Genomic DNA, 25,529 nt, shown 5'->3' on the forward strand with positions numbered 1-25,529 from the left:
TCGGCTTGGAAGACGTCATCAGTATCCTGGGATGCGTGCTGAATTTGTGCGGTGACCCGGTCGAGCTTACCGCGGCGCTGGTCGACATCCCCAGTGAGTCGCGGGCCGAAGCACGCATCGCTGATGCTGTGGAGATTGCGCTGCGGTCCCAGACCGCCGGCTTTGAGATTGTTCGTAACGGCAACGCCGTGCTGGCGCGCACCTCGTTGCACCGGCCGGCACGGGTGCTGCTAGCCGGGCACCTAGATACCGTTCCGGTGGCCGGAAACCTGCCCAGCCGCTGCGAGAAGGACGTGCTGCATGGCTGTGGCACTGTGGACATGAAATCCGGTGATGCGGTTTTCCTGCACTTGGCGGCCACCATGGCCGAGCCGGTGCATGACTTGACGTTGATGTTCTACGACTGTGAAGAAATCGATTCTTCAGCAAATGGTTTGGTCCGTATCGAGCAGGAGCTGCCGGAGTGGCTCGCCGCCGATGTGGCCGTCCTGGGTGAGCCCACCGGCGGCTATATCGAGGCCGGCTGCCAGGGGACGCTGCGCGTCGTGATTAGTGCGGCTGGAACTCGTGCGCATGCCGCACGTTCTTGGTTGGGCGACAACGCAATCCACAAACTGGGTGCCGTGCTGGACCGGTTGTCCGCATATCGGGCGCGTACCGTCGACATCGATGGATGTGTCTACCGGGAAAGTCTATCTGCTGTGCGCGTCGAAGGTGGTGTGGCCGGAAATGTGATTCCCGATGCGGCCTCGGTGACAGTCAATTACCGCTTTGCCCCCGACCGTTCGGTAGCCGCGGCACTGCACCATGTGCACGACGTGTTCGATGGGCTCGACGTGCAGATCGAGCAGATCGACGCGGCGGCGGGCGCGCTGCCTGGCCTGTCGCAGCCGGCCGTCAAGGCCTTGGTCGAAGCCGCTAACGGTAAGGTCCGCGCGAAATACGGTTGGACGGATGTGTCGCGATTCGCCGCGCTAGGTGTCCCGGCGGTCAACTACGGCCCTGGTGATCCCAACCTGGCGCACCGGTACGATGAACACGTGCCGGTCGTCCAAATCATCGCCGCTGTGGATATGTTGCGTCGATACCTCGGCGGCTGACGTCTGGCCGTCCGTCACCGGCATCTGGTAACCGTTCGGATACTGCGACAGCAGCTACTGAGATAATCGGCCGATAGCAGCCAGCTTCGCGGACATAGCCGTCCGGGCGGCAGGATCACGTGTGGCCAATTCGTGGGCATGATTGACGACGATGTTGACTACGGCACAGTCGATTTCGGTAGCCGGACGGGTAACCGCATCGACAGAGCGGATGTCGCCGAACTTTACGGTGTCATGCCGGGCACGCAGTGTCACTGCCGATTGGCCAGAGCGCTCTGCCGTGCGGGTGGCCTCTCGGGTCGCCGCGGATAGCCCCGGTAACGTCTTGGGCGGTGGCTTTGGTCCAGGCGCGAGCGACTTCAAGCTCAGGTGCGCATAACAACACTTCATAAAAGTTGTATTCCTTTGTGCTGCAAAGCTTTTTCGAATCTGGCATGTTGTCCTACTGTGCCAGCGCCATAGCCAGCGTCAGCAGAATACTGACGATCGTGACCGAAATTCGCCGTTAGCGATCAGCACATGCGCCAGTAGTACCCTGCCGGTCGCGCGTCCTGGCTGTAGCAGTTAGGCGAAGTCGGTGCATTGCTGGGCGAGGTTGGCCGCTATGTTGAGTGACCCGTCATCAACAGAGCGGTTGTCCGGCCCAGTCCGATCGTGCAGCGCAGCAGTCCGGGATGTTCGGCGTCCAACACGCGTTGTGCCATTGGCTCGACACTGTAGAAGCAGCCTGGCCACTCCGTGCACGGTGTGCCGTGCTGGCCTCCCAGGCCGCCGCCAGGTCGTTGGTCGACGGTGAGTTCAGCACATTGCCGGTGATTTCGACGGCCTTTCCGACATTGCTCGCATTCATGGCGTAAGGCGGCGTTAAGCGCGTCGCGTGTGGGCCCGTATCCGTGACCTGAGTGCTGATGGCCTGCAGGAATGCGGTAATTTGTTCCGCCTCACCTAGCATTAAAGACATGAAAATTGTATTGGCGGCCCGCAGCAGTGTCCAGTCCGTCAGCTCTGTTAGCGACAGTGTTGCGGGGTCGGTCGTGGCTAGCAACGCATCGGCTTCCCGGTCTCGGACCTGCCAGGGCGTTGGTCAGCGACAGCCGTGCCGCCAGGACCTGGGAGCTTGGGGAGCGTTGCAGCATCGAGCGGGTCAGTCGTTCGCCCCCAGGGTGAAGTTTGCCGAGTAGCAGTTGGTTACTGAGATCATCCGACGGATGCCGCAAATGCAGCACGACCAGATCGGTGCGGCGCTATCGCGCACCGTTGTCTTCAAGCGCGGCACGTGCCCGCTCACCGAACTGCGGATGTGCTCTGTAAACGATCGGGTTGTCCGCGCGTTCGTTTCGTATTCAGGTTTCGGTCGCGCCCCCAGTTTTCGGTCTGCCCTACCGTGCCGTCGCCAGCGAGGGTAGCTCGCTCGGCGAGCGTCAGCGGCGCCTCGACGGCGAGGCCGTTTAGTTTAGTATCGTTAGCGTCGGCATAGTAGATCGGCGATTGATTCGTCGACCTCAGCTAGCTCGGAGGACTGTAGTCGCGTCCCTGGGGGCGTTGAATCGATCCGCTTCAGCAGACCGCCGGCACACAGCGTCGCGCTGGCCTCGGGGCAGCGTCGGCGCGGGTAGTCACAATCATCCGGGCCGTGCCGGCCAGCACTAACTGGTACACCAGTATAGTCGACAGGACGTCTAGCTCGGGGGCATCGTCGACAACAAGCAGCATATCGTGTCGCCGATTTGTTTCGCCTCAACGATGCCCGGGCCGCTAGCCATAAAGCAGTCTGTTTTCTGATATTAAGTGATGTCCGCCGGGTGGCTAAAGGCGCCGGACGGGATCGCGCTCGGTCGGGGTGCTGATAACCTAGCGGATGACGGTACTCGAGTGGTGACTGAGAAGTGTTCAGCGGCCAAGGTGGATTTGCGACGCCATCGGCTTCCAGTACAACAGCCCCGCCTAGAGATGATGCCGGGTGGTGCGGCTCGAGGTGGCGGAGCGGGGCGATTTGATCCCGAACTGCGACAACCTCACCGAGAGCAACATACAACTGCTCTAAGGAGGCCTCACGTTGAGGGACATTCCATCGAATCGGCACTGCCGGATTTTATGCGTGCAGGCCGTCTGGGTGGGTGGGTAGTGTAATGGTTCTAATGGCGTTGGGTCTACTTTTGAACGACTATGCGTCCGGATCGCGGTAAACTCAATGCGCGGGTGATTTGTGTCTTCTGTGCGGCAGGACCGATGCATCCGGAGCTGCTCGACCTGGCCGCTGAACTCGGTGCGGCGATTGCTGAACGCGGCTGGACCCTGGTTTGGGGCGGTGGCTGCGTTTCAGCGATGGGTGCGGTGGCGTCCGCGGCGTGGACACGCGGCGGACGGATAGTCGGCGTGATCCCGGAAATGTTGCAACGCCTCGAGATTGCCGACACCTATGTCGGTGAGCTGATTGTCACCGAAACGATGGCCGAACGTAAACAGGTCTTGGAAGATCACGCTGATGCGTTCATCGTGCTGCCGGGTGGTCTGGGGACACTCGATGAGTTGTTCGAAACATGGACCGCAGGCTATTTGGGTATGCACCATAAACCCATCGTAATGCTGGACCCTTGGGGGCACTACGATGGCCTTTGGGCTTGGCTGCACGGATTGCTCGATGGTGGTTATGTCTCGTCGGTAGCGATGGAGCGGCTGGTGGTGGTCGATCAGGTGGATGCCGCGCTCGAGGCTTGTATATCTATCTGAGTTTGCTTGACAGCGGAAATCTGGGATGTAGGTGTGACTCCACTGTGCTGCGCACACAGTGGGTCAGTCTGAGCGATATCGCATCTGGGTCGCTGGCGTTTTGGTCGATATGCTGGTGATCATACTAGGGGGTGCTGGCCGGGCTTTCAGCTTGGCCGAACTCGAAGAAGTCGATCGGCATTGTCTTATCCAGTAGCGGGCCGTTCACTCCGGTAACTGGATATTCCTCAGATTCGGTGATCAGCCATTGAGCTACCGCGACGGCAACGTGCCTGCCAACCAGTACGTGGCGGTGATTGGTTGCATGCGGTGTCGGCCTTCACGACGTCGTTGCGATTATGCTGCGCAACTCGCTTAACGCGGTGCTGGCTGTGGTTACGTGTAGTGCCATGCGGCGGGCATGCGCAACTGCAACCAATGCGACAAGGTGTTGCCACCCGGCCTGGGCTTGCTCGACGCCAAGGTGTCAATCGCGGAGACCGACCTGGTTAGTGCCGTCACTGAATGCGGTGGTTCGTCGGCAGCGAGTCGCTGACCACCTAAGTTAAGGTCTAGAGCGATGCGTCGCCACAGCGTCTACATTGTGGCGAAAAGACACCGTCTTCGTACATTTTTACCTCACGCACCGCAGGATTACCCAAGATGGGTGTGATGACCTACCCTTGGTGGCTGCGCGCTGGAGGCATTCGACAGGCTGAGCGTGCGTCTCAAGAACTCTGACACGTGGTACACCATATTTTCTCTATGATTATTACTACAAAACCACAAACAACGTTCTGACGGCCACGGTGGCCTCTGTGGTCTATTCATGCTTGACGTTGACCCAGGTTAAGCTGTTTTCGGTGTAGTCGTTCTGGGAGGAGACGATTGTCAGCCGGACCACGGTGTTCATCCACATACATCGGCGAATCTGCCGTTATCTGTTCAACCAGCTGGCCAAGCTTACCGGGCCGCCAGCAGGCGGGTACGTTTGATCACCGGCAAGGGGCTCCTGCCGGATATTTGGAGCGGGTTCAACACACTTTTCAGCATTGCGCGGGTGTGTTGAGTATCGCTCCCTCTAGCTAGGGCAACACTGCTTCATAGCACGATCTTCAATGTGCCCGGAACTACCGAGTTCTCGCCGCTGCCGCTGGCTTATGTGGAGTACAATTCTGATACTGGTGCTTCGCTGCACGACGGGAACGGGTGGGTCCGCGGATGCCTTCGGGTGAACTCGGCTTGTTACTTGGGCTCGTCAACTGGCTGCAGCTGTTCGGCGGCTACACCGACAAAGCGTCAAGCGAAACGAAGTGGTGCCGACGCTTTCCGGGCCTGGTCACTGCTGATTCGATTCGGGCGACGTGATGAGGCCGCAGGATATGTGACATGATCGCGTCTGTCGACCAGCTCGATGACACGTTCCGCTGGAAGGGTAATAAAAAAAGCGCCACCGCACAGGTCGAAGTCGAAGTGGCGCTGGTGTCCGACAAGTCCGTCGAGAAGTGCATGGTTTTTGGTATTGAGGTTCCATGCACCGGCCGTTGCGCCGGGATGGCCGCGATCAAGCTTGCGCGAAGGCGCCGAATTCGAAGGCCGATCTCTGGCCCCGTGCGATGTATGACCAGTTATCTGCCTAAGCGCTGTCTCTGTTCATGCGAGTGGTCGAGTCGATCATGCACACCACGTGCAAGAGCCGCAAGGTGGAGATGCGCAAGCAGGCCTATGGCCCTAATGTAGTGGACCCGTTGGACGTGTTGGTCGGCCGTGCTGACGGCTACGTGCCCTATTACGATAGACTCAGCTGCTTGAAGTGTCGTCTGGTACGCCGCTGCAAATCTGACGTCCTCGCCTGACGCCGAAATGTGCGACTAGGCGGCGCACTCGGCGTGACGAATGATCCCGCAACAGTGCGGCTGGTCGTCACCAGGCACTATTGACTGGTGCAGTCAATGCTGTGCGGCCGGCCGGTCGCAGTGGATCGCCCGCTGATCATGGCGATCGTTAACCGTACCCCGGATTCGTTCTATGACCGGGGCTCGACCTTTAGCGACGAGGCCGCTCGGGCTGCCGCGCACCGGGCCGTTGCGGAGGGCGCCGATGTCATCGACGTCGGTGGCGTTAAAGCAGGGCCTGGCCAGGGCGTTGACGTAGAAACCGAGATTGCCCGGTTGGTGCCGTTCATTGAATGGCTACGCAGCGCCTATACAGACTTGCTGATCAGCGTAGACACCTGGCGAGCAGAGGTAGCAAGCTTGGCCTGCATTGCGGGCGCAGACCTGATCAACGACAGCTGGGGTGGAGTCGACCCGGCCATGCACGAGGTCGCCGCCGAGCTTGGCGCGGGCTTGGTGTGTTCGCACACCGGTGGCACGCCGCCCCGAACGCGTCCCTTCCGGGTGAGTTACGGTACGACGACCCGCGGTGTGGTGGACGATGTGATTCGCCAGGTCACCGCCGCTGCCGAGCGGGCGGTCGCGGCCGGGGTAACCCGCGATTCGGTGTTGGTCGACCCGACCCACGATTTCGGCAAGAACACCTTCCACGGGCTGCTGTTGTTGCGTCATGTGGACGAACTTGTTAAGACCGGGTGGCCCGTGCTCATGTCGTTGAGCAATAAGGACTTCGTCGGGGAGACTCTGGGCGTGGGTTTGACGGAACGGCTGGAGGGTACGTTGGCGGCTACCGCGTTAGCGGCGGCAGCTGGCGTCCGCATGTTTCGGGTGCACGAGGTCGGAGCGACCAGGCGGGTCCTTGAGATGGTGGCCTCGATCCAGGGGACGCGCCCCCCGACGCGCACGGTGAGGGGACTCGCGTGACGGCATCTGAGCTGATCGCCAGCGCGCTAGCGGCCCGGCCCGGGGACGCGTGGCTCGCGGATCGCAGCTGGAGCCGTCCAGCCTGGAAGATCGACGAATTGGTGGCAGCCAAGGCCGGGCGAGCGATCTCGGTGGTACTGCCGGCCCTCAATGAGGAACAAACCATCGAATCGGTGATCGACAGCATCTCACCGCTGGTCTCCGACCGTGCGGGACTGGTCGACGAACTGATCGTTCTGGACTCTGGTTCAACGGACGAGACTGAGATCCGGGCCATCGCTGCCGGCGCCCGAGTGGTCAGCTGTGAACAAGCTGTGCCTGAGGTTCCAACTCGGCCCGGCAAGGGTGAGGCATTGTGGCGCTCGCTTGCTGTTACCAGCGGCGACATTGTGGTGTTCGTCGATTCTGACCTGATCAATCCGCATCCCATGTTTGTGCCGTGGCTGGTCGGTCCGCTGCTCACCGGTGACGGCATTCAACTGGTCAAAGGTTTTTACCGGCGGCCGCTACACAGCAACGATGCGGGTGGCAGTGCCTGTGCCACCGGTGGTGGCCGGGTTACCGAGTTGGTGGCCCGGCCTTTGTTGGCGTCGCTGCGGCCGGAGTTGGGCTACGTGCTGCAGCCTCTGAGCGGCGAGTACGCAGCTACCCGCGAACTGCTGGCAGCGTTGCCCTTCGCGCCGGGCTATGGCGTGGAGATCGGCCTGCTGGTGGACACCTTTGACCGGTTGGGCCTTGACGCGATCGCGCAAGTCAACTTGGGCGTTCGAGCGCACCGCAACCGGCCGCTGGCTGAGTTGGGTGTCATGAGCCGTCAGGTGATTGCGACCTTGTTGTCGCGTTGCGGTATTCTTGACTCTGGGGTTGGGCTGACCCAATTCTTCGTCGACGAGTCCGACGGGGATGGCTACATCCGGCATACCTGGTCGGTGTCGCTGGCCGATCGGCCACCGATGAACAGGTTGCGGCCGCGTTAGGGCAATATCGTTCCTGTGGCGTTGGTTTTGTTGTACCTTATGGTGCTGGTCCTCGTCGCGATCGTGCTTTTTGGCGCAGCCAGCCTACTGTTCGGTCGCGGCGAGCGGCTACCGCCTTTGCCTCGCGGGACGACGGCTACGGTGCTGCCCGCGCACGGAGTTACCGGCGCTGACGTCGACGCTGTCAAGTTCACCCAGGTGTTGCGCGGGTACAAGCCCAGCGAGGTGGACTGGGTGCTGGACCGGCTCGGCCGCGAGCTCGAGGTGTTGCGTGCTCAGCTCGCAGCGATCGCCGACACCGAAGCAGATGCCGATGTCTCGAATGTTCCCAACAGGGACGACGGCCGGGATGTGACGTGAGCGACGATGGGCTGGTTCGCTGTGGCTGGGCGGACGCTCGCTCCGGGCTCCACTGGCAACTGTATCGCAACTATCACGACCAAGAGTGGGGCCGCCCAATACACGGCGGAGTGGCTTTGTTCGAGCGGATGAGCCTGGAGACCTTTCAGAGTGGTCTGTCGTGGCTGATCATTCTGCGCAAGCGGGAAAATTTCCGGCGTGCCTTCTCCGGGTTCGATATCGAAGAGGTAGCCCGCTACACCCATGCCGATGTGCAACGGTTGTTGTTCGATGATGGAATCGTGCGCAACCGCGCCAAGATCGAGGCGACGATAGCCAACGCGCGGACGGCCGCTGAACTGGGGTCTGCAGCAGACTGGTCCGAGTTGTTGTGGTCATTCGCCCCACAGCCGCGGCCCAGGCCCGCTGACAGATCCGAAATCCCCTCGACCAGTGCGGAAGCGAAGGCGATGGCACGTGAATTGAAACGGCGCGGGTTCCGCTTCGTCGGGCCTACTACGGCCTATGCACTGATGCAGGCGACGGGGATGGTCGACGATCACATCTGTACTTGCTGGGTGCCTCCAACGCGGTGACCCTAACTTCCCCAGTGGGCCACCGACGGGCCTGGTTGTGGGGGCACCCCCAGCCGCGCAGCAGCCGAGGGGGTGAGACGGGCAACTAGGCACAGCACCCTGGGTTAAGCCCGAGAACCGGGTCTTTGTGCACTCGCCGACCTGAATAGGGAAGAATAGAGGGGTGATTTGGCAGTTCAATGTCGGGTATTACTGGAAATCCACCGAGGGGGCATGCTTGGCGCCGAATAGGTCCGCGAGGGCGGGCCAGCTCGAGTTTGGAGGGAGCACACGGTGGCGGCGATGAAGCCTCGGACCGGAGACGGTCCTCTGGAAGCGACGAAGGAGGGGCGCGGCATCGTGATGCGCGTACCACTAGAGGGTGGCGGCCGGCTCGTCGTCGAGCTGACACCGGACGAAGCCGCCGCTCTGAGTGACGAACTTAAGGGCGTCACCAGTTAAATCGGCTGTTTGGCAGGTAGTCTTGGTTATGCACAGACTTTTCGGTAGATGTCTAGCGTCTGTTCGGCGACGCGGGCCCAGGAAAATTCTTCGATGCAGCGCCGGCGTCCGGCGTGACCGTAGCGTTCGGCTTTTCCTGGGTCGGCGACCAATTCATTGACTGTCGTGGCCGACTTGCCCTGGTAACCAGTGGGGTCGTCGGGGTCGTAGTGATCTGGTGATCCTGTCGACGACTACTTCAGGTATCCCGTTAACGTCGGAGGCCGCTACTGCCGTTGCGCACACCATTGCCTCCAGGTTCACGATTCCTAACGGCTCGTACACCAACGGACACACGAAGACTGTTGCTGCCGAAAGTACTTCGCGTATATCCCCGATGGGAAGCATTTTTCGGATCCAAAACACCCCGGTGCGATTGCAAGCCGTGTGCTCGGCTTAGCATTCCAATGCTTAAACGGTGAGCAGAGCGTTATGCCTGGCCAGACCGGTGTACCAGGTATGCGGATGCACGACGGTGGCCGCTGATGCGGTATTGGCCATCATCAGATCCGACGACAAGATAGACACTGCCGCGTTAGCATCGTGGAACCATAGGTCAGGCTGATGGTCCTGTACTCTCTGGGCGCCGGTGCGAGGTGCGCCCATGCAATGCACATCGACCGCGCATAGTTGGCGCAGTTGTGCGACAAGTTCGGTGACATGTACCCCGGCCCCACCGTAAACCTCTGGCGGGTACTCTCGATTCATCATGGCCACCCGTATATCGGCACCGTAATGCGGTGACTCCGAATTTGAGAGTGGTTCGCGAGTCGGGCTGGGGAGAATTTGAACAGCAGCCCGTCGAACCGAGCCAGATACCTTGACGAACAGGCACCTCAGGGCGGCGCCGTCGAGGGATGCACCTGGCAGCGGTGGGCGGCGGCCGATTAGGTTTGGAGCCATGAGGGAAGTGCCATACGTGCTGGGCATTGTCTTGGCCGGCGGTGAGGGCAAACGGTTATATCCACTGACCGCGGACCGGGCCAAACCCGCTGTTCCCTTCGGGGGCGCCTATCGGCTGGTTGATTTCGTGCTTTCTAATCTAGTCAACGCCCGTTACCTGAGGATTTGTGTTCTCACTCAATACAAGTCGCATTCCCTAGACCGCCACATTTCGCAAAATTGGCGATTGTCGGGCCTTGCCGGTGAGTATATCACCCCGGTGCCAGCACAGCAGCGGCTCGGCCCACACTGGTACACCGGCTCGGCGGACGCGATCTATCAATCGCTCAACCTCATTTATGACGAAGACCCTGACTACCTAATGGTTTTCGGTGCCGACCACGTATACCGGATGGACCCCGAGCAGATGGTCCGGTTCCACATCGGCAGCGGGGCCGGCGCCACGGTGGCTGGCATTCGGATTCCGCGCAGCGATGCTACCGCGTTTGGTTGCATTGACGCCGACGACTCCGGCCGTATTCGCCTTTTTACTGAGAAGCCGCTCAAGCCGCCCGGGATACCGAACGACCCCGATACGACGTTTGTCTCGATGGGCAACTACATCTTCACCACCAGGGTGCTCGTCGACGCGATTCGCACTGACGCCGATGACGATCACTCGTATCACGACATGGGCGGCGACATCATCCCGCGGCTGGTGGACGACGGGCTGGCCGCGGTGTATGACTTTTCCGAAAATGAAGTGCCTGGCGCTACCGACCGTGACCGCGCTTATTGGCGTGACGTTGGTACCCTGGACGCGTTCTATGACGCTCACATGGATTTGGTGTCGGTGCATCCGGTGTTTAATCTGTACAACAAGCGTTGGCCGATTCGTGGCGAATCGGAGAACTTGGCGCCGGCGAAATTTGTCAACGGTGGCTCCGCTCAAGAATCGGTGGTGGGTGCGGGGAGCATCATTTCAGCTGCCTCGGTACGCAACTCGGTGCTGTCGTCGAATGTCGTGGTAGACGATGGCGCGATCGTGGAGGGCAGTGTTATCATGCCGGGTGCTCGGGTTGGCCGCGGCGCAGTGGTACGCCACGCGATCTTGGACAAGAACGTTGTCGTCGGGCCTGGCGAGATGGTTGGCGTGGATCTCGAGAAGGATCGGGAACGTTTCTCGATTAGTGCTGGCGGGGTAGTCGCGGTCGGCAAGGGTGTGTGGATTTAGCCCGGCGCTGGCTAAGCCAGCCGTTGAGTTACGTCGACATGGCTGTCGAACCCGATCAACACATGGGTACACTATCGTCGTGGTTGGTTATTTTACGCAGAGCAGTTACGTGCCTGCGTCACGAGGTCGCCGGTCGTCGCAGCTCTCCGGCGACGACCGAGAACAGGCAATTCTGGCTGTTGCTGAACGGCTCCTGGCGGAGCGGCCGTTGGGTGACTTTTCCGTCGATGAACTAGCGAAAGGCGCTGGAATCTCGCGCCCCACCTTCTATTTCTACTTCCCGTCAAAAAACGCGGTGTTATTGTCGCTGCTTGATCATCTGAATATTAAGTCACGCTCGGCGGTTGAAGCACTCGCTGAGCAGCTGCCCGCGGACCCCGCTGCGGTCTGGCGGTCCGTAATTGCGGCGTTCTTCGAGGTGTGCGGGACTCATCGAGCGGTGGCCGTTGCTGGTGCCGCGGCCAAAGCCACGAGCCCTGAGGTACGCCAACTGTGGTCCAAGGTCATGCAGCAGTGGATCGACTACAACACAGCTGCGATTAAGGCCGAGCGCAAGCGTGGCGTAGCCCCCGACACCATTCCCGCCGAAGACCTGGCTGTGGCTCTGCACTTGATGACCGAACGCGTGATGGCCGCGACATTCGCCGACGAAAAGCCGTTGATTCCCGATAAGAAAGTTATTGACACGCTCGTGCATATCTGGCTGGCCAGCATTTACGGCAGCTGACCGCTCACCATACATAAGATACGTAAGGCGCCAGCCCTTATTGCACCTGCTGGGTATAGTCGCGGTATCGGCTCAATTCTTGGGTAAGCATCTTCTCTTCGTCGAGGATGCGGAAGACGAGCGCCGCTACAACGGGGATGACCAGCAGCCCCAGTAGGACCTGAGTGCCAGCGGTATGCCCAGTACCATGAATCACGTTGCCGACGTACATCGGGTGCCGGATGAATTTGTAGACACCGCCAACAACCAACGTCTAGCCGGCTTCCACGGTGACGGTGGTTGCCGTGTAGCCGTTCTGGATGACTACCAACATGGCGATACCTAGCCCGGCTGCTAACAACACATCACCCTGCAATGACACCCAGGTAGGTACTGACGACCATCCCATCCGATCGGTCTAATGAGTTCACAATCATCATAGCTAGCAGGTCCATAACCGGCACCGGTGATGACGATCTTTTGCACGATTCTGCTTTCCGCTTGCGGGCCGGCGTGTATATGTCGCTAACGTAACAAGATTCATTCGGGTCAAATAGAGTCTTGATGATGCCGTGCACCTACCTGTTGCCGGTCTGCTGAGTGAGCTAACCTCATTGCGTCGATCGCATTCTCGGAAAGCCATGTTTCCCAATTTTATTAGTACGGCATCGATCGTCAGCAGCTAAAGCAACGGCACGATGGTAGAGTAGCCGTCGACCCAAGGAACGTGTGTGAATGGCTCCAGGTCGAGCACCCACTGTGGGGATCCAGCCCATGAATCGATCAAATACAACGCGAAGAATGCGATCAGCACGACCCAGGGAATCGGAGTGAACCACGTTGCGAAATTGAGCAATTCGATCGTTACTGCGGCCAACAACCAGATGGCAGGCAGCTGCGCGGTCGCAGTACCTACCATTATGGCCACCTTACCGTCAACGTCACCCGCTGTGGCACAGTAGACCAGACCGGATGCTGGTCTCGCAATCAGCATTGCTGCCGCAGGTACAACCAGCACATCTTTCAAATAACTTGCCAGACAAAGTGTTCAGAAAAAAAGAATTAGCTACACTATCTTGGCATGTTGACTGGATTCTTTTTGGTACAGTCGCAGAGTAAGTGAGATGGCGAACTCGGCAGAAACCATGTCCATCATCTTGAACGTCACCGCGATGCAGGCTTCCTCCAAAGCGCCGTTGACGATCGCAAGCGCGGCGGGTTGCCACTCATCAGACTTGTTGCAGCCCATGCGGGCGACGATGCTGTGCACCACCGTATAGGCACAGGACGACGGTCTATAGCCGGATCCGCTCTGCGGGCCAATCGCCATGTCAGCCTACCACCGCCGCGCAATACCGCTGCGGCGGTGGCAGGACTGGCGCGTTCGGCGATCAGTCCCGCGTTGACATCGCGGCCGACGAGTAGCCGGCAGGCTGGCACAGTGGGCACGACTGTCGTCGCCAGGGGCAGCAGTACCTACCAGTGATCGCCCGCATGCGGCTTCACTTGCAATGATCACCCCAGTGGATAGAGCAACGACAACGTTCCCGAGTCGGCATCACCGATGTTGCGCATCGTGAATGCCGTAGCTAACACGGCGCCGCGAACGAATCGGGCGCTTGGCGAGAACTGCTAGGCCACGGTGATGAAGACCAGACTGGAGCTGGCCAGCGTCGTCTCGAGGGCCAGCGACTCATCGGCCGGAATGTCGGGTGAGCAATCCCGTCCTCCTGATCGTGCCGGTGGTAATCGTCGCTTCGACCAACAACACCAGCGTCGCGGCTAGGCTGGCTATACCGGCCGACGGCGGTCGAGTCGATCAGCTCGGTGTAGCCGGTCTCTTCGTTGGCACGGATGTGATGGATCGCGTGAGGGGGCACTGCTACCGCGATGAGCAAGTGGAACATTCCTGCCTTCCAGATGTCTTTCGCTCCAAGGCTGTTGTTGTAGATCTGCCCGTAGCAGGGTGTGCCGGGTGGGGCTGGCCATGATGGAAGTCGCGCACTCGGCACGGGCGGCCTCAGTTGGGTAGACTTTCGAGATGTTTCCTCAGGTACACGCTAACCAGCAGTAGAGACAGCAGCAAAATCCACAAGAGGCAACACGACTCGATCACGCCGCAGGTAAAGCCGTAACCTCCCAAGCGAGCCAGAGAAATTTGAGCCTACCAACGGCGTCGCGTGCGCCGGATGGTGTGATTCGATCCAGGATTGGGGTGCTTATAACGCCGACTCCCTATTGCCGCTGTGTTCGTGCTGGCCGGTGTCTTCAATTTTCTGAAATGTTTTAGTAGCGCAAAAGGGCTCTTCAAGAATCGGTGGTTAGCGGATCAAGCTGCGCACAACGGCTTCACCGAATACCGGATCGAGTTCCTCGAGGCGTTCACTGTTGAACTGGAAACGCTGCGTGTTGCCGTCGACACTGTCTTTCTCGATATCCGGGATCTGGCTATATTGCCAGGATCGCTGATCATTTCGGTTTTGATCGAAGTTCGGCTCAGGTGCCGCAGAGAGGTCAGCTAACCACTCTTGACAGTCTTGTCGGTTTGGGGACGATGTCACTCGTCGACACAACGCCTCTGGTTAGGCCAGGATGTGGCCAGACAACAGCATCGTCACGCCACGGTCGCGTGCTTCGGCAAGATACTGTTGAAACATGTTATCCATCAACGATTCCAAATCGTTTCCTGGCTTGTCCAAAAGCAATAGTCGGACTCGTGAAGAAAAGGGTTTAAATCAGTAAAGCCTTTTGCCAGTTGCTTTTCGATTAGGTGCGTGCTTTCTTGATGTGGATCAAGGTCAAAGTGTTTGATGAGCTCGGCGCGATGACTTTCGTCGATGCCGCCACGCATGCGGTCTAGCAAATCGATATTTTTGAAGCCGGTTTAGCAACAGCATGAAATTTACTGGAAAATAATCGATCTTGCAGTGCAATTCGACTGGGTCGGTCCACGGTTCGCTGCTGAGCAGCAGCGTTTCCGCTGTCAGCCTTAGCCAAGTCCAGCAGGATGCGACTGGTGGTGGACTTCCCGGTGCTATTAGCTTTGAGGAAGCCGTGCACTTCTCCTGCGCGCACCGTTAGGTCAAGTTCATCCAATGCGCTCATTGAACCGAAATGCTTTGTCAGATTAAGATTTTGGTGGTTTCCTAAGAACTGATATTCGATTCTCCTTGTTTTTCTTCGACTTCTGCCGCCAGAAAGCTATCGCACATGGTGCTGTCCGACATCAATCCGTCGTAATAGATTTTTATTGAGAGCATTAGCATTTCGCGCGCATAGTCGCGTATACCTGCATGCAGGTCTGTTGGAGTTTTGTTTCTCTAGTAGATATAGCAGGAAGTTAATGCCACCCGTTATCATCAGATACTTTGCCTTGTTTCGAGGATCGCGACTCGACTTACACGTTCCGGTGCGTACCTCTTCGCCAAGGTATACTTCATCGTTGATTATCTTGCGCAACAATGTGGTTGCTAATTCGCTTCCTGATTGCATGCTTGTGCACCAAGTAGGTTATCAGCGGTGTGTAGGACACTACCCTCGGCTACTTGCGCAAACCATGTCGCCGGATCCCATACTACATAGCTGACCGACTTGCCGCTGCAGACCTCTTTGGCGATGTAGGCATTGTATGTTTTGTGCCGGCTGTCTTTGGAACCGAATTGGTGGCTGACCAGGACGCTCTTATCCCCGTTGCTTCAGCGATGGCGCGCAAACTGGCTTCAAGGCTGTGCTCGCCGAACAGTGCAATGGCTGGATCTCGGATCCGAGCGGCAGCGGTCAGACCGACTGAACATTATGTGCTGGATGTTAAGATTGTAAACAACATGAATTCAGTCCTCGGTCAAGGATGTGGTGCGTTAGGAGTCCGTAAAAGTTGGTTATTCGCGGACTGCGGCCAGCAGCCCGTCGCCGAGTGGCACCAGCGCAGGGGTGAGCTGCTCGTTTTCGGCGATGAGTCGGGCTGCCTCGCGAACCGCGGTTACCTCGGCATCGCGTGCCGAGGGATCACCGGCCCGTCCGCCTAATGCCGCTCGGTGCACCACGATGATCCCGCCAGATCGCAGCAGTCGCACGCCCTCGACGACGTAAGCCGGCTGGTCGATCGGGTCGGCGTCGATGAACACCAGGTCATAGGATTCGTCGGCGAGCCGGGTCAGTACATCTTGGCCGCGTCCGCTGATTAACCGGGTGTGCGACGGTCCAATACCCGCTTCGGAGAATGCCTGCTTGGCCAGCCGCAGATACTCGGGCTCGATATCGATAGTGGTCAAGACACCATCGTCGCTCATGCCAGACAACAACCAGAGTCCGCTGACTCCGGCACCGGTACCCACCTCAGCGACGGCCTTGCCGCCACTGAGCTTGGTCAGCAGGCTCAATAGTGCCCCGACCGCGGGTGTTACCGCCCAGGCGCCGATCTCCTCGGAGCGTTCGCGCGCGCTGGCTAGGATGGCATTTTCTGATATCGATCCCTCCGCGTGCGCGAAGAGTGAATCGGCTCGACTGGTGGCCGCTTGGCCGGGAGTGACCGCGCTGTTACCGGTACCGTCCATGCCCGCAGCGTATGTCGAATTCGCAGCGTGGTCGGGCAGGCGCGCTTAGTGTGGCAACGGTGAGCGGTTGGTACCGGCGCGAGTTAAGGAGCTGCGTAATTCGCCCCAACGCAACGACCTGCGGTCGTGACCTGGCGACCATCGCGACACACCGAAATCTCGAAGAGATGAATATCACATTCGCGGTGTGCACCGCGAATTCTGTTGTGCAGCGCTGTTCACGCTATGGTTTCTCAGGCAAACCTCAGTTTGCTCCTATATCGCGCATACGCCGATGGGTGACGGTATCGGTATGGAACGTGAAGAGCGTTGGACCGGGAATACACAGTGCCAGCTGCGTGTTGTGCCTGGTGACGAATCGTTTATCCTTGACGGAAGGGCAACTCCGGAGGATCTGATTATCACCAACCTGTCGAGCCCGACTATTATGCATCATCCCCCACCCAGCCGAGACGACGACTGGGTAGAATCATTTGACGCGTTACAGGGCACCGCGGTATTCGATGCGACTGGAGACAAAGCAACGATGCCGTCGTGGGAGGAGTTGGTGCGTCAACACGCGGCTCGGGTATATTGGCTAGCGTATCGGCTCTCGGGCAACCAGTATGACGCTGAGGACTTGACGCAGGAGACTTTCATTCGAGTGTTCCGATCGGTCCAGAACTACCGGCCAGGAACCTTTGAAGGTTGGCTGCATCGCATCACGACGAACCTATTCCTTGATATGGTCCGCCGGCGTGCCCGTATCCGCATGGACGCCTTGCCCGACGATTACGAACGGGTACCTGCCGACGAGTCAAATCCCGAGCAGATCTATCACGATTCGAGGCTGGGACCTGATCTACAGGCTGCTCTGGATTCATTGCCGCCGGAATTTCGTGCCGCTGTCGTGCTGTGTGACATCGAAGGCCTGTCCTACGAGGAGATCGGTGCAACCTTGGGTGTGAAGCTGGGCACTGTACGTAGCCGCATACACCGCGGCCGGCAAGCGCTACGCGACTACTTAACCGCGCATCCCGGAAACGGTGCTGCCACCAACGCCACACAAGTTAAGTCGGCTTTATCCCCCCACCCCCCGAAGACGTCGTTCGGTGGTGCCCAGAAAGCACCGGCCGGGCCTACCTAAATGATCCTCATTAATACTCCCATAATACTGAGGTTTTGCCGGCGCTATTAATAAGGTATGGGGCACGACGCCGCGCTACATTCGAGGTATGGGCGGCAGCGAAAGGGGCCGTTGATGGCCGACCGAGGGCAGGTGTTCCGGCGCGTGTTCTCCTGGCTCCCCGGTCAATTTGCGTCCCAGAGCGATGCGCTAGTTGGCGCGCCGCGGCGGTTCGGCTCCACCGAGCATCTGTCCGTCGAGGCGATCGCGGCGTTCGTCGATGGTGAGTTGCGCATGAACGCGCACTTGCGCGCCGCGCATCACATTTCGCTGTGCGCCCAATGCGCGGCCGAAGTAGATGATCAAAGCCGAGCGCGTGCAGCGCTGCGTGACTCTCACCCGATTCGGATCCCGAGCAGGTTGCTCGGATTACTGGCTGAAATTCCGGGCTGTTCGCCCGGCGATACATCGCCGGTCTCTGAGCCTTTTTCGGACGGATCAGTATCCGACCATTTCGTTGATGGCGTGGCCCGTGACCAGGGTAAGCCCTGATAGCTTGACGGCTACTTGCCGAGATCAGGTTATAGCTGCTGGCGTGTGATTGCGTGCCAACCAAGTGGGGACCGTGGATACTAGGGTGGACACCGACAACTCGGTATCCGATATCGGCGCCGTAACAGGCCATGTCTCGAGCGTTCAGAAGAGGATATAATGTGACCTCCAACCAAGGCACCAACAGCGACCAAAATCCCGGCTATCGCCTGGTGAAGCATTCCGTCGCCCGGCCGCCTGTCGACGCCGCATCGCGTGAGGCGTTCGGCCGCCCCTGCGGGTTTGCAGGATCCTTTGTAGCTGAATATGTGCGCCCACAGAAGTATCGAGAGCGCAGCGAATTTAGGCCTAATTATCAACCAACCGACCCCGTTCTGGCCGAGGCATTCAGCCGACCATTCGGGAGCGTCGATTCGCTGCAGCGACACCCTATCGATGTGGGTGCGCTGGCTGCTGAGAAAGATGGCACCCAGCCGGATGAACCCGATGATCCGTGGCGAGATCCTGCGGCTGCGGCTACCCTGGCGAGTCCTGCGGTGGCCTCACCGGTGCCGTCTACCACGCTGGGTCAGCGCGACAAACTCGGCGTGCGCGACGTGCTATTTGGCGGCAGGGTGTCCTACCTCGCCCTGGTCATCTTGGTCTTTATTGCGTTGGTGCTGGGTGCTATCGGAGGTGTGATCGGTCGTAAGACGGCTGAAATCGTCGACGCGTTCACCACGTCGAAAGTGACGTTGGCAACCACTAACAATACTGAAGAGCCGGCTGGTCGGTTCGCCAAGGTGGCTGCGGCGGTAGCTGACTCCGTGGTGACGATTGAGTCGAAGAGTGACCAGGAGGAAATGCAAGGCTCCGGTGTCATCATCGACGGCCGAGGTTACATCGTCACCAACAACCACGTGATTTCTGAGGCGGCCAACAATCCCAGCCAGTTCAGGACGACCGTGGTGTTTAACGACGGCAAGGACGTGCCCGTCAACCTGGTGGGCCGCGACCCCAGGACCGACCTGGCCGTACTCAAGGTCGACAACGTCGACCACCTGACGATGGCGCGGCTTGGTGATTCCGGTAAGGTGCGAGTTGGTGATGAGGTTATCGCGGCGGGTGCGCCGCTTGGGCTGCGCAGCACGGTGACTCACGGCATCGTTAGCGCACTCCATCGCCCTGTCCCGTTATCGGGAGAGGGATCTGACACGGACACCGTCATAGACGCCATCCAGACCGACGCCTCAATCAACCACGGCAACTCTGGTGGGCCACTGATCGACATGGATTCTCATGTGATCGGCATCAATACTGCTGGCAAGTCACTGTCGGACAGCGCCAGTGGGCTGAGCTTTGCGATCCCGGTCAACGAGATGAAATCGGTTGCGCAAACACTGATCAAGGACGGCAAAATCGTGCACCCGACGCTGGGGATCAGCACCCGGTCGGTGAGCAACGCGATCGCGTCCGGCGCACAGGTGGCCAATGTTAAGGTAGGAAGCCCCGCGCAAAAGGGCGGAATCTTGGAAAACGACGTCATAGTCAAGGTCGGCAACCGGAAAGTCGCCGACGCGGATGAGTTCATCGTTGCCGTGCGGCAGCTGACCATTGGACAGGACGCCTCAGTAGAGGTGGTCCGCGACGGTCGGCACGCCACACTGACGGTCAAACCCGACTCTGATACTAGCTAGGTGTTCGCCAACATTGGCTGGGGGGAAATGCTCGTCCTTGTGGTCGTCGGGCTAGTGGTGCTTGGCCCGGAACGGTTTCCCGGAGCCATCCGCTGGACGTTGGGTGCACTGCGGCAGACGCGCGATTACCTCAGCGGTGTGACCAGCCAGCTGCGCGAAGACATTGGCCCTGAGTTCGACGATCTGCGTGGCCAACTCGGGGAGCTACAGAAGTTGCGGGGTATGACACCGCGTGCGGCGCTTACTAAGCACCTCCTCGACGGCGATGACTCCCTGTTTACGGGGAACTTCGACCGACCAGCTGCGGCTAAACAACAGGACCGCGACCACCACGACACGCCATTCGACACTGATGCGACCTGATTTAGCTGTATTTGCTGCAAGATTGCCGAAGTGTAGTTTATGTGTGCGTCCTGTTGTGGGTGGGTTGCGAGGTGGTGGGTGTCGCGGTGGTTTTGGTGGGTGAGTTGTGATTGTGATCGGTGTAGTGCCGGTCTTGGTGAGTTGATCGGGCGGTGCATTTTGGGAAGTAGGTGGTGTCGGGTGTGTCGCAGCGTTGTGAGTTGATGTGATCGATTGCTAACTGTTTGGGTTGGGTGCCGTTGACTATGATGCGTGAGGTCACCAACGAGGGGCGGCTCGTGCGGTTACGGATCGCTTTGCTGGGTGTTGCACCGATTCGACGCCAACTGTGCTGGTGCACAAGCTGAATCGGGTTATTTAGCGCGCCGTGCCTAGCTATGCAGTGAGCAGCGGGCCCAGCGACTGAAAAGGCCGGCCAGCTGGCCGCGGTGGGCAGTTGCGTACGGTGGTGGAAGCGTTGCTGGCCAAAAAGTCAAAAAGTACAGTCCCGAACACATTGCTGGGGTGTTGGCCAACGACCTCTCCTGACCGGCCCGAAGATGCAGGTACCTCACGAAACGCTGTACAAGGCGTTCTTCGTGCAAGGACGCGGGAAACGACATCAGGTGTTGGCCGGCATGTGTGCACACTGGGTGGGCGTTAGGCACACTACGGGCACAGCGCACCAAAACCGGGCATCGCCATATTCTGGGTATGGTCACCATCGGTGAGCGTGCCGCCGAAGCTGCACGACCGTGCGGTGCTCTAAAACATTGGGCGGGCGATTTAATCATCGGCAAAAACCAGGCCCCCCCACATCAACGCCCTGGCCGAACACAGTATCGGGTTCGTGCAGCTGCGCCACCTGTCTAAGGGCCGCAGCACTGATGTGGTCGCTGCGGCCATGATCACCACACTCAACGCTTTACCGCAGAACCTCGGTAAAACCCCCGGCTTGGGATCAGGGCCTCAAGACGGCTGCTCATAGCCGCATCACCTGTCAAGCACAACCGATCTACTTTTTGCGACCTCACTCACCACCACAACGCGGCAGCAACGAGAACACCAGCGATCTTTTACACCACCTACTTCCCAAAATGCACCGCCCGATCAACTCACCAAGACCGGCACTACACCGATCACAATCACAACTCACCCACCAAAACCACCGCGACAACAAATTACACCTCGGCGAATAGTTAACCGCCGACGAACTTGCCAGTGCGCGACCCCTTAGCGTCGTGACGGGTCGAGCCCCAGTGACACCCCTGCCAGTCCGCGCCGTCGAGATGACAATCCGTCGGCGATGCGGAGCAGTTCTTTACCGACCGGCGAGTCGGACGCGCTCAACACGATTGGTACACCTGAATCACCGGCGGCCACCAGCGCGGGATCCAGCGGGATCTGACCCAGCAGCGGCACGTCGGCGCCGACCGCACGTGAGAGCCGCTCGGCTACTTGTTGACCTCCGCCCTCGCCAAATACCTGCAGTCTTGAGCCGTCCGGCAACATAAGCCCCGACATGTTCTCCACGACACCAACAATACGTTGGCGGGTTTGCAGGGCGATGCTGCCGGCTCGTTCGGCTACCTCGGCCGCAGCCAGCTGTGGCGTGGTCACCACGAGAATCTCGGCGTTCGGGATCAACTGAGCTACCGAGATGGCGATGTCGCCGGTGCCAGGCGGCAGATCGAGCAGCAGCACGTCCAGATCGCCCCAATACACATCGGTCAGAAACTGCTGCAATGCCCGGTGCAGCATTGGCCCGCGCCATACTATCGGCGTGTTGCCCTCAGTGAACTGGCCGATCGAGATGACCTTGACCTGGTGGACAAGGGGCGGTATAATCATTGACTCAAGTTGGATAGGTTTCTGGTTGTTACCTATCATCCTTGGGATGGAATGGCCGTGGATGTCGGCGTCGAGCAAGCCCACCGACAGGCCGCGGGTGGCCATCGCCGTGGTCAGGTTGACGGTGATGGTGGATTTTCCGACTCCGCCCTTGCCGGATGCGACTGTATACACTCGGGTTAGCGAGCCGGGTTGGGTGAACGGGATCACCGGTTCACGGGCATCACCGCGCAACTGTTTGCGTAGCTTGGTGCGCTGTTCGTCGCTCATCACGTCCAGACTGACCTCCACCGCCGCGGTGCCGGGAACGTCAGCAATCGCCTTGGTGACGCGCTTACTGATTTCGGACTTTTTCGGGCAGCTAGCGATGGTGAGGTAGATCCCTACTTGTACGTTGCCACCCGGCTCGATGTCGATACTTTTGACCATCCCGAGTTCAGTTATGGGGCGCTGTAGTTCGGGGTCGATCACCTTTGCCAGCGCTGTGTTCACCGCCGCTTTCAGGTCGGCAGCGTCACGATCAGTTCTAGACATCACCGCCGAGTGTAGGTGACTCGACGCCCGCTCAGCCTGCCGAGTGGTCCAGTTGGTTGGAGCGGGCGCTGAGCTCGGTGGGTCGATATAGATCAGTGTGGAAGCCAGGCAGTGACGCCACGGGCTGCGGTGTGGCGGGCGCCAGCCACGACCATGTTGGCGGCTGCCTGACGGGTTGAAGTCGATCAGCGGCAGCTGCGCCGTCCGATCGTTAATAGGCATGTCGTTGACGTTCAACGGCAGCCCAGGACCGAGTCCCTCCGGACGTTCGAGGTGTGCGTCGCCGAGCGGTGACACCGACCCAGGTGATTGGCGGCAGATCCACCAGATGACGCCGGTGGCATAAGGCCGCGACCCAGCCAACATGTTCTGCGCATATGTCGCCGAGTTCAGTGGTTGTAGCGTAAGCTCCCGAGGAATAACCTATGACAGGTAGCGCAGGTTGGTTCCGTTACTGAATAGGTACCGGGCAGTGGTCAGCGTGGAGTCTGAACAGATTCTGTGGATGGTCGATGTCGTGGCATTTGACGCCGGAAGCGTATCGCGCTCCAGGGGCCGGGCAGGAACTTCATTGGTTCTATCTGCCCAGGCGTAGATGATGCGATTGCCAACGTGGCTCTGGATGATGATCTCGTTGCTAGACAGCGTGCCGTTCAGGGCAGGCCCGTAAGTTCGGGTGAATCGTGGTGCTGCGTGCATCAACGCCGGCCACCGCTCGCATGGCTGAATTCGATGTGTCCAATCCCAGCCAGTACGTTTCAGCTGACCCCGCAGCCCTGGGAGGCGATGGCCATCTTCTGTTTGGCAGTGCAATAGGCCGACAACGCGATAGTTGGAATGCCAAGCTCGCCATGTGTGTTCAAGATTATGGATGGTGGAGGCGCGGATACAGCAGCCCGCGGCGACGTGGAAGCTGCTCGGCGGGCACTGGACGGTTATAATGTTCTGACCGGACAGATCGCCGGATTGACCACTGCCCGACAGGGAAACCGCAGCTACCAGTGTGCAGCGCGGGGATCTTTCTGGGAAATGCGGGGGGCTGCGCCCCTGGCTACTCCGGCGAATACCAGGGAAGTGACCACGGTGGCATTAAACGTGGGCACCGGCTTTGCTCGACGCGCCTGCTCCTGCACCGCTGCGACGGCCGGATTTGCATCCCCCAGCGTCCCCTTATCCGCACTCAACTATAACTTACTATAACTTCAGTGTGGCGCGGTCAGCCGTTTTCCAACTTATTACTTAGCCTCATGAACTAATTCACTGTACAGAACATAATTCTTGTGACCTTGAGTGGCGCGATGGGGGGGCGAGGTTCTCGCCTGGATTTCTTCGTGTGCCGATAGACGCCGTCACCAGGCTGGGCCGGTTCGATGCGCGAGTCTTTCAGTTCGTGATGTAGGTATTCACGCGTTGTGACCTTGCCGATGCTAACCGTACAGTAGCCAGTTTGCGGGTCAAATACTCGGTGTCGGCCTTGTTGGCGCAGCGTGACGACGATCTTCTTCGAGTGCGACCTCGGTCTCGGTTCTCTTGACGATTCTGGGCCAGCAGAATGATGTGGTGCCGGGTAGGCGGATTGTGTGGAGAAAGCCAGGTTGAACAGGATGAAGGGGTATGGATCCCAGCGCCACTTGAGTGCGAACAGATTCAGCGCGACCCACACCAACACCACGATCGTCTGCAGCAGCAGATAGCGGCCGGTGCTAAAGAAACGCCCAATCGACTCGATGATGTACTCGGACGGTCTCGGTGTCCCAACTTGGTGTCAACCTGAGCGATGTTCGTGTGGTGTAGCGCCGTCGCGGCGCGGGGACTTCCGCATAAGGATCCTTCCTGCTATTTGCATACTCCGAGAGCTCTGGCATATCCACGCGCCAATTGTGCGGCAGAAGACGGTAGAGCAGGTCGTCCACGCTTACCCCTCCCAAAAGGTGGTTTTGGTTGTCTAGCATCGGCCTACATACCAGGTTGTAGGCAGCCAGGTACCGGGGTCACTGCGGCCAAGGAAGTCTCCAGTATCGGCGTAGGTAGAGCTCGGTGTCGATAATGCCACCGACCAGCTTGGCTGCGCGTCCACCAACCGCGCGGGTCTGCGATGCGACAGTACCCAGCGCCTCCTGGGTCAACTCGACAGCCTGGTCCACGTAACCTTCTACACGTGTCGACGCGTCCTCGGAGACCGGCTGGTTGCGTAACCGCTTCAGGGTGGCCGCGCCACGCTCGACTAGCTCGTTGTACCGGCTGGTCGTGGCCGGGCCCACGAATACCATTGACGACAGCGCGGGGGAGAGGTCGGAATCGTGGACCCGGGCCAGTGCCTTAGCGATCGCTGCATCCGGTGCCAGCACCACCGGATTAGAGGTTGAGAGGTCATCAAATCGCGCGCGGTATCTGGCGGGTACCTCAACCTTCGCACCATGCCGGAATCCTCAGGATCCATCCAGGTCAGCAGGAACTCGGTATCGGTCAGCCTCAACGCGCTGGGCAGGTCGGAGGCATCATCGGGATCCATCGTCTCAAGCACATCGTCGGCTCGTTTGGTGCCCAGTTGCGACAACACATCGGCCTGATACAGCTCGGGCAGCTCCTGCAGAATGTCGGCGTCGTTCTCTTGGAGCGCTTTGAGCACTTCAGTATTGTCGTGCGCGGAAGTCTGTGAATGACGTCGGCCACATAGATTGCCTTGCCTTTGTAAAACTGCTCCCGCAACTGCGCAATCTCTTTACCCGGCATCGCCAAAACGTCGAGGACATCAAGCTCGGCATGTACTGCCAGTCCACAATATGCACGGGGACGTGTCGTCCCAGCCGTCGCTGGGCCCGGATGGCTATTTTGGTGACCATTCAGTCGCGTATTCTGGTTTGTTCGATACCCAAGTCGGTGATCACGACGTCAACGTCGGCCAATTCGGGCAGTGGAAGATCATCGGGGTGTCGAGCACTGACCGAATGCCAGCATCTTGCCCGGCCGCTGCTCGAGGTGGTGCAGCTACATGGTGCTGGTGGCGAGTGTCATCATGTCTAGCTAGATTGTTGCGACACGCAGCATCAGGATGAAAATACTGCGACCGCTCG

30 protein-coding genes and 6 pseudogenes are annotated in these 25,529 nt (G+C 59.2%); 19 read left to right on the forward strand and 17 right to left on the reverse strand.

All coding sequences use genetic code 11. The features are described 5' to 3' along the window. Positions 1–35: 35 nt before the first annotated feature. Positions 36–1,100: a succinyl-diaminopimelate desuccinylase gene (gene dapE / locus MLPF_RS06765; protein WP_045842875.1), complete on the forward strand. Its 1,065-nt coding sequence runs from the start codon at positions 36–38 to the stop codon at positions 1,098–1,100. Positions 1,101–1,154: 54 nt separating this feature from the next. Here dapE and MLPF_RS06770 read toward each other — a convergent pair whose 3' ends face one another. After that, positions 1,155–1,355, reverse strand: a complete 201-nt coding sequence (locus MLPF_RS06770; protein ID WP_050039042.1) for a hypothetical protein — start codon at positions 1,353–1,355, stop codon at positions 1,155–1,157. A 367-nt stretch (positions 1,356–1,722) separates the two neighbouring features. Continuing rightward, entirely contained in the window at positions 1,723–2,145 is a 423-nt protein-coding gene (locus MLPF_RS06775; protein WP_045842876.1) for a hypothetical protein, read from the reverse strand. 275 nt (positions 2,146–2,420) lie between these two features. Between MLPF_RS06775 and MLPF_RS15710 the strand changes: the two genes are divergently transcribed. After that, positions 2,421–2,552: a hypothetical protein gene (locus MLPF_RS15710; protein ID WP_282435836.1), complete on the forward strand. Its 132-nt coding sequence runs from the start codon at positions 2,421–2,423 to the stop codon at positions 2,550–2,552. Positions 2,553–2,657: 105 nt separating this feature from the next. Here the strand turns inward: MLPF_RS15710 and MLPF_RS06780 are convergent, their stop codons facing one another. Beyond that, positions 2,658–2,813, reverse strand: a complete 156-nt coding sequence (locus tag MLPF_RS06780) for a hypothetical protein (RefSeq protein WP_175266382.1) — start codon at positions 2,811–2,813, stop codon at positions 2,658–2,660. A 453-nt stretch (positions 2,814–3,266) separates the two neighbouring features. On the opposite strand from MLPF_RS06780, the gene MLPF_RS06785 reads away from it, so the two are divergent. From MLPF_RS06785 to MLPF_RS06820, 9 genes are all read left to right on the forward strand, one after another. Further along, positions 3,267–3,830, forward strand: coding sequence for an LOG family protein (locus MLPF_RS06785; protein WP_045842878.1), 564 nt, complete (start codon positions 3,267–3,269; stop codon positions 3,828–3,830). Between the two features lie 400 nt (positions 3,831–4,230). Then, positions 4,231–4,365: a hypothetical protein gene (locus tag MLPF_RS15715; RefSeq protein WP_272946096.1), complete on the forward strand. Its 135-nt coding sequence runs from the start codon at positions 4,231–4,233 to the stop codon at positions 4,363–4,365. A 665-nt stretch (positions 4,366–5,030) separates the two neighbouring features. Then, the gene (locus MLPF_RS06790; protein ID WP_237817273.1) at positions 5,031–5,177 is read left to right on the forward strand and encodes a hypothetical protein; all 147 of its coding nucleotides are present in this window, start codon (positions 5,031–5,033) and stop codon (positions 5,175–5,177) included. A 308-nt stretch (positions 5,178–5,485) separates the two neighbouring features. After that, on the forward strand, positions 5,486–5,665 hold the full coding sequence (locus MLPF_RS06795; RefSeq protein ID WP_237817274.1) for a hypothetical protein: 180 nt from the start codon (positions 5,486–5,488) through the stop codon (positions 5,663–5,665). Between the two features lie 96 nt (positions 5,666–5,761). After that, entirely contained in the window at positions 5,762–6,628 is an 867-nt protein-coding gene (gene folP, locus MLPF_RS06800; RefSeq protein ID WP_236684960.1) for a dihydropteroate synthase, read from the forward strand. Continuing rightward, a complete protein-coding gene (locus tag MLPF_RS06805; RefSeq protein ID WP_045842880.1) occupies positions 6,625–7,605 on the forward strand; it encodes a glucosyl-3-phosphoglycerate synthase in 981 nt (326 codons plus the stop codon). Before folP ends, MLPF_RS06805 begins: the two co-directional genes overlap by 4 nt. A 15-nt stretch (positions 7,606–7,620) precedes the next feature. Beyond that, entirely contained in the window at positions 7,621–7,965 is a 345-nt protein-coding gene (locus tag MLPF_RS06810; RefSeq protein ID WP_045842881.1) for a DivIVA domain-containing protein, read from the forward strand. Then, a complete protein-coding gene (locus MLPF_RS06815; protein WP_045842882.1) occupies positions 7,962–8,540 on the forward strand; it encodes a DNA-3-methyladenine glycosylase I in 579 nt (192 codons plus the stop codon). The genes MLPF_RS06810 and MLPF_RS06815 overlap by 4 nt, the downstream gene beginning before the upstream one ends. Before the next feature lie 273 nt (positions 8,541–8,813). Then, on the forward strand, positions 8,814–8,981 hold the full coding sequence (locus MLPF_RS06820; RefSeq protein WP_064482999.1) for a DUF3117 domain-containing protein: 168 nt from the start codon (positions 8,814–8,816) through the stop codon (positions 8,979–8,981). A gap of 26 nt (positions 8,982–9,007) precedes the next feature. Here MLPF_RS06820 and MLPF_RS06825 read toward each other — a convergent pair. Then, positions 9,008–9,743, reverse strand: a pseudogene (locus tag MLPF_RS06825) (glycosyltransferase). A gap of 178 nt (positions 9,744–9,921) precedes the next feature. Here MLPF_RS06825 and glgC point away from each other — a divergent pair. Then, complete coding sequence (gene glgC / locus MLPF_RS06830; RefSeq protein ID WP_045842883.1) at positions 9,922–11,136, forward strand: glucose-1-phosphate adenylyltransferase; 1,215 nt, start codon at positions 9,922–9,924, stop codon at positions 11,134–11,136. A 73-nt stretch (positions 11,137–11,209) separates the two neighbouring features. Next, positions 11,210–11,863, forward strand: coding sequence for a TetR/AcrR family transcriptional regulator (locus tag MLPF_RS06835; protein ID WP_045842887.1), 654 nt, complete (start codon positions 11,210–11,212; stop codon positions 11,861–11,863). A 37-nt stretch (positions 11,864–11,900) separates the two neighbouring features. Here the strand turns inward: MLPF_RS06835 and MLPF_RS06840 are convergent, their stop codons facing one another. The 3 genes from MLPF_RS06840 to MLPF_RS15725 form a co-directional block, all read right to left on the reverse strand. Next, on the reverse strand, positions 11,901–12,113 hold the full coding sequence (locus tag MLPF_RS06840; RefSeq protein ID WP_050039044.1) for a methyltransferase family protein: 213 nt from the start codon (positions 12,111–12,113) through the stop codon (positions 11,901–11,903). Positions 12,114–12,524: 411 nt separating this feature from the next. Beyond that, positions 12,525–12,836, reverse strand: a complete 312-nt coding sequence (locus MLPF_RS15720; RefSeq protein WP_282435837.1) for a hypothetical protein — start codon at positions 12,834–12,836, stop codon at positions 12,525–12,527. A 72-nt stretch (positions 12,837–12,908) separates the two neighbouring features. Continuing rightward, positions 12,909–13,172 carry a hypothetical protein gene (locus tag MLPF_RS15725; RefSeq protein ID WP_175266383.1) on the reverse strand — a complete coding sequence of 88 codons (264 nt, stop codon included), beginning with the start codon at positions 13,170–13,172 and terminating at the stop codon, positions 12,909–12,911. Positions 13,173–13,554: 382 nt separating this feature from the next. Here MLPF_RS15725 and MLPF_RS15730 point away from each other — a divergent pair, with 382 nt between their 5' ends. Then, complete coding sequence (locus MLPF_RS15730) at positions 13,555–13,833, forward strand: hypothetical protein (protein WP_082082343.1); 279 nt, start codon at positions 13,555–13,557, stop codon at positions 13,831–13,833. A gap of 330 nt (positions 13,834–14,163) precedes the next feature. On the opposite strand, the pseudogene MLPF_RS06850 reads toward MLPF_RS15730, so the two are convergent. From MLPF_RS06850 to MLPF_RS06860, 3 genes and pseudogenes are all read right to left on the reverse strand, one after another. Next, positions 14,164–14,947, reverse strand: a pseudogene (locus MLPF_RS06850) (ATP-binding cassette domain-containing protein). Positions 14,948–14,988: 41 nt separating this feature from the next. Beyond that, positions 14,989–15,623, reverse strand: a pseudogene (locus MLPF_RS06855) (TetR family transcriptional regulator). A gap of 97 nt (positions 15,624–15,720) precedes the next feature. After that, positions 15,721–16,395: an O-methyltransferase gene (locus MLPF_RS06860; RefSeq protein ID WP_045842884.1), complete on the reverse strand. Its 675-nt coding sequence runs from the start codon at positions 16,393–16,395 to the stop codon at positions 15,721–15,723. A gap of 292 nt (positions 16,396–16,687) precedes the next feature. Here MLPF_RS06860 and sigE point away from each other — a divergent pair, with 292 nt between their 5' ends. The 5 genes from sigE to MLPF_RS06885 all read left to right on the forward strand — a co-directional run bounded on the left by sigE (position 16,688) and on the right by MLPF_RS06885 (position 21,058). Continuing rightward, positions 16,688–17,521, forward strand: coding sequence for an RNA polymerase sigma factor SigE (sigE, locus tag MLPF_RS06865; protein ID WP_236684969.1), 834 nt, complete (start codon positions 16,688–16,690; stop codon positions 17,519–17,521). Between the two features lie 114 nt (positions 17,522–17,635). Then, positions 17,636–18,052, forward strand: coding sequence for an anti-sigma E factor RseA (gene rseA, locus MLPF_RS06870; RefSeq protein WP_156147046.1), 417 nt, complete (start codon positions 17,636–17,638; stop codon positions 18,050–18,052). A gap of 161 nt (positions 18,053–18,213) precedes the next feature. After that, positions 18,214–19,728, forward strand: coding sequence for a serine protease HtrA (gene htrA, locus MLPF_RS06875; protein WP_045842885.1), 1,515 nt, complete (start codon positions 18,214–18,216; stop codon positions 19,726–19,728). Further along, entirely contained in the window at positions 19,729–20,091 is a 363-nt protein-coding gene (gene tatB / locus MLPF_RS06880; protein WP_045842886.1) for a Sec-independent protein translocase protein TatB, read from the forward strand. A gap of 829 nt (positions 20,092–20,920) precedes the next feature. Further along, positions 20,921–21,058 (forward strand): hypothetical protein, encoded by a 138-nt coding sequence (locus MLPF_RS06885; RefSeq protein WP_175266300.1) that lies wholly within the window; start codon positions 20,921–20,923, stop codon positions 21,056–21,058. A 245-nt stretch (positions 21,059–21,303) separates the two neighbouring features. Here the strand turns inward: MLPF_RS06885 and MLPF_RS06890 are convergent, their stop codons facing one another. From MLPF_RS06890 to MLPF_RS06915, 7 genes and pseudogenes are all read right to left on the reverse strand, one after another. After that, positions 21,304–22,455 carry an Mrp/NBP35 family ATP-binding protein gene (locus MLPF_RS06890; RefSeq protein WP_045842949.1) on the reverse strand — a complete coding sequence of 384 codons (1,152 nt, stop codon included), beginning with the start codon at positions 22,453–22,455 and terminating at the stop codon, positions 21,304–21,306. A gap of 423 nt (positions 22,456–22,878) precedes the next feature. Next, positions 22,879–23,154: a hypothetical protein gene (locus MLPF_RS06895; RefSeq protein ID WP_050039045.1), complete on the reverse strand. Its 276-nt coding sequence runs from the start codon at positions 23,152–23,154 to the stop codon at positions 22,879–22,881. Between the two features lie 296 nt (positions 23,155–23,450). Beyond that, positions 23,451–23,639, reverse strand: coding sequence for a hypothetical protein (locus tag MLPF_RS06900; protein WP_156147047.1), 189 nt, complete (start codon positions 23,637–23,639; stop codon positions 23,451–23,453). Positions 23,640–23,776: 137 nt separating this feature from the next. Further along, positions 23,777–24,320: pseudogene (locus MLPF_RS06905) on the reverse strand (DUF1003 domain-containing protein); the annotation flags it as partial. Continuing rightward, a pseudogene (locus tag MLPF_RS17305) lies at positions 24,309–24,524 on the reverse strand (CBS domain-containing protein); the annotation flags it as partial. The pseudogenes MLPF_RS17305 and MLPF_RS06905, both read right to left, overlap by 12 nt. Continuing rightward, positions 24,507–24,707, reverse strand: a pseudogene (hbhA, locus tag MLPF_RS06910) (heparin-binding hemagglutinin HbhA); the annotation flags it as partial. The pseudogenes hbhA and MLPF_RS17305, both read right to left, overlap by 18 nt. Then, positions 24,680–25,084 carry a magnesium transporter MgtE N-terminal domain-containing protein gene (locus MLPF_RS06915; protein WP_236684941.1) on the reverse strand — a complete coding sequence of 135 codons (405 nt, stop codon included), beginning with the start codon at positions 25,082–25,084 and terminating at the stop codon, positions 24,680–24,682. The pseudogene hbhA and the gene MLPF_RS06915, both read right to left, overlap by 28 nt. Positions 25,085–25,529 lie beyond the last annotated feature (445 nt).

Origin of the sequence: Mycobacterium lepromatosis (genome assembly GCF_000975265.2) — a bacterium.
Lineage (GTDB): Bacteria > Actinomycetota > Actinomycetes > Mycobacteriales > Mycobacteriaceae > Mycobacterium > Mycobacterium lepromatosis.

Excerpts from the sequence above, each read along its gene's own strand:
- MLPF_RS06780 (WP_175266382.1), bottom strand. The coding sequence starts at position 2,813 with ATGCTGCTTGTTGTCGACGATGCCCCCGAGCTAGACGTCCTGTCGACT.
- MLPF_RS06785 (WP_045842878.1), top strand. The coding sequence starts at position 3,267 with ATGCGTCCGGATCGCGGTAAACTCAATGCGCGGGTGATTTGTGTCTTC.
- MLPF_RS15715 (WP_272946096.1), top strand. The coding sequence starts at position 4,231 with ATGCGCAACTGCAACCAATGCGACAAGGTGTTGCCACCCGGCCTGGGC.
- MLPF_RS06790 (WP_237817273.1), top strand. The coding sequence starts at position 5,031 with ATGCCTTCGGGTGAACTCGGCTTGTTACTTGGGCTCGTCAACTGGCTG.
- MLPF_RS06795 (WP_237817274.1), top strand. The coding sequence starts at position 5,486 with ATGCACACCACGTGCAAGAGCCGCAAGGTGGAGATGCGCAAGCAGGCC.
- folP (WP_236684960.1), top strand. The coding sequence starts at position 5,762 with ATGCTGTGCGGCCGGCCGGTCGCAGTGGATCGCCCGCTGATCATGGCG.
- glgC (WP_045842883.1), top strand. The coding sequence starts at position 9,922 with ATGAGGGAAGTGCCATACGTGCTGGGCATTGTCTTGGCCGGCGGTGAG.
- MLPF_RS15720 (WP_282435837.1), bottom strand. The coding sequence starts at position 12,836 with ATGCTGATTGCGAGACCAGCATCCGGTCTGGTCTACTGTGCCACAGCG.
- MLPF_RS15725 (WP_175266383.1), bottom strand. The coding sequence starts at position 13,172 with ATGGCGATTGGCCCGCAGAGCGGATCCGGCTATAGACCGTCGTCCTGT.
- MLPF_RS06860 (WP_045842884.1), bottom strand. The coding sequence starts at position 16,395 with ATGGACGGTACCGGTAACAGCGCGGTCACTCCCGGCCAAGCGGCCACC.
- sigE (WP_236684969.1), top strand. The coding sequence starts at position 16,688 with ATGGAACGTGAAGAGCGTTGGACCGGGAATACACAGTGCCAGCTGCGT.
- rseA (WP_156147046.1), top strand. The coding sequence starts at position 17,636 with ATGGCCGACCGAGGGCAGGTGTTCCGGCGCGTGTTCTCCTGGCTCCCC.
- MLPF_RS06890 (WP_045842949.1), bottom strand. The coding sequence starts at position 22,455 with ATGTCTAGAACTGATCGTGACGCTGCCGACCTGAAAGCGGCGGTGAAC.
- MLPF_RS06895 (WP_050039045.1), bottom strand. The coding sequence starts at position 23,154 with ATGCACGCAGCACCACGATTCACCCGAACTTACGGGCCTGCCCTGAAC.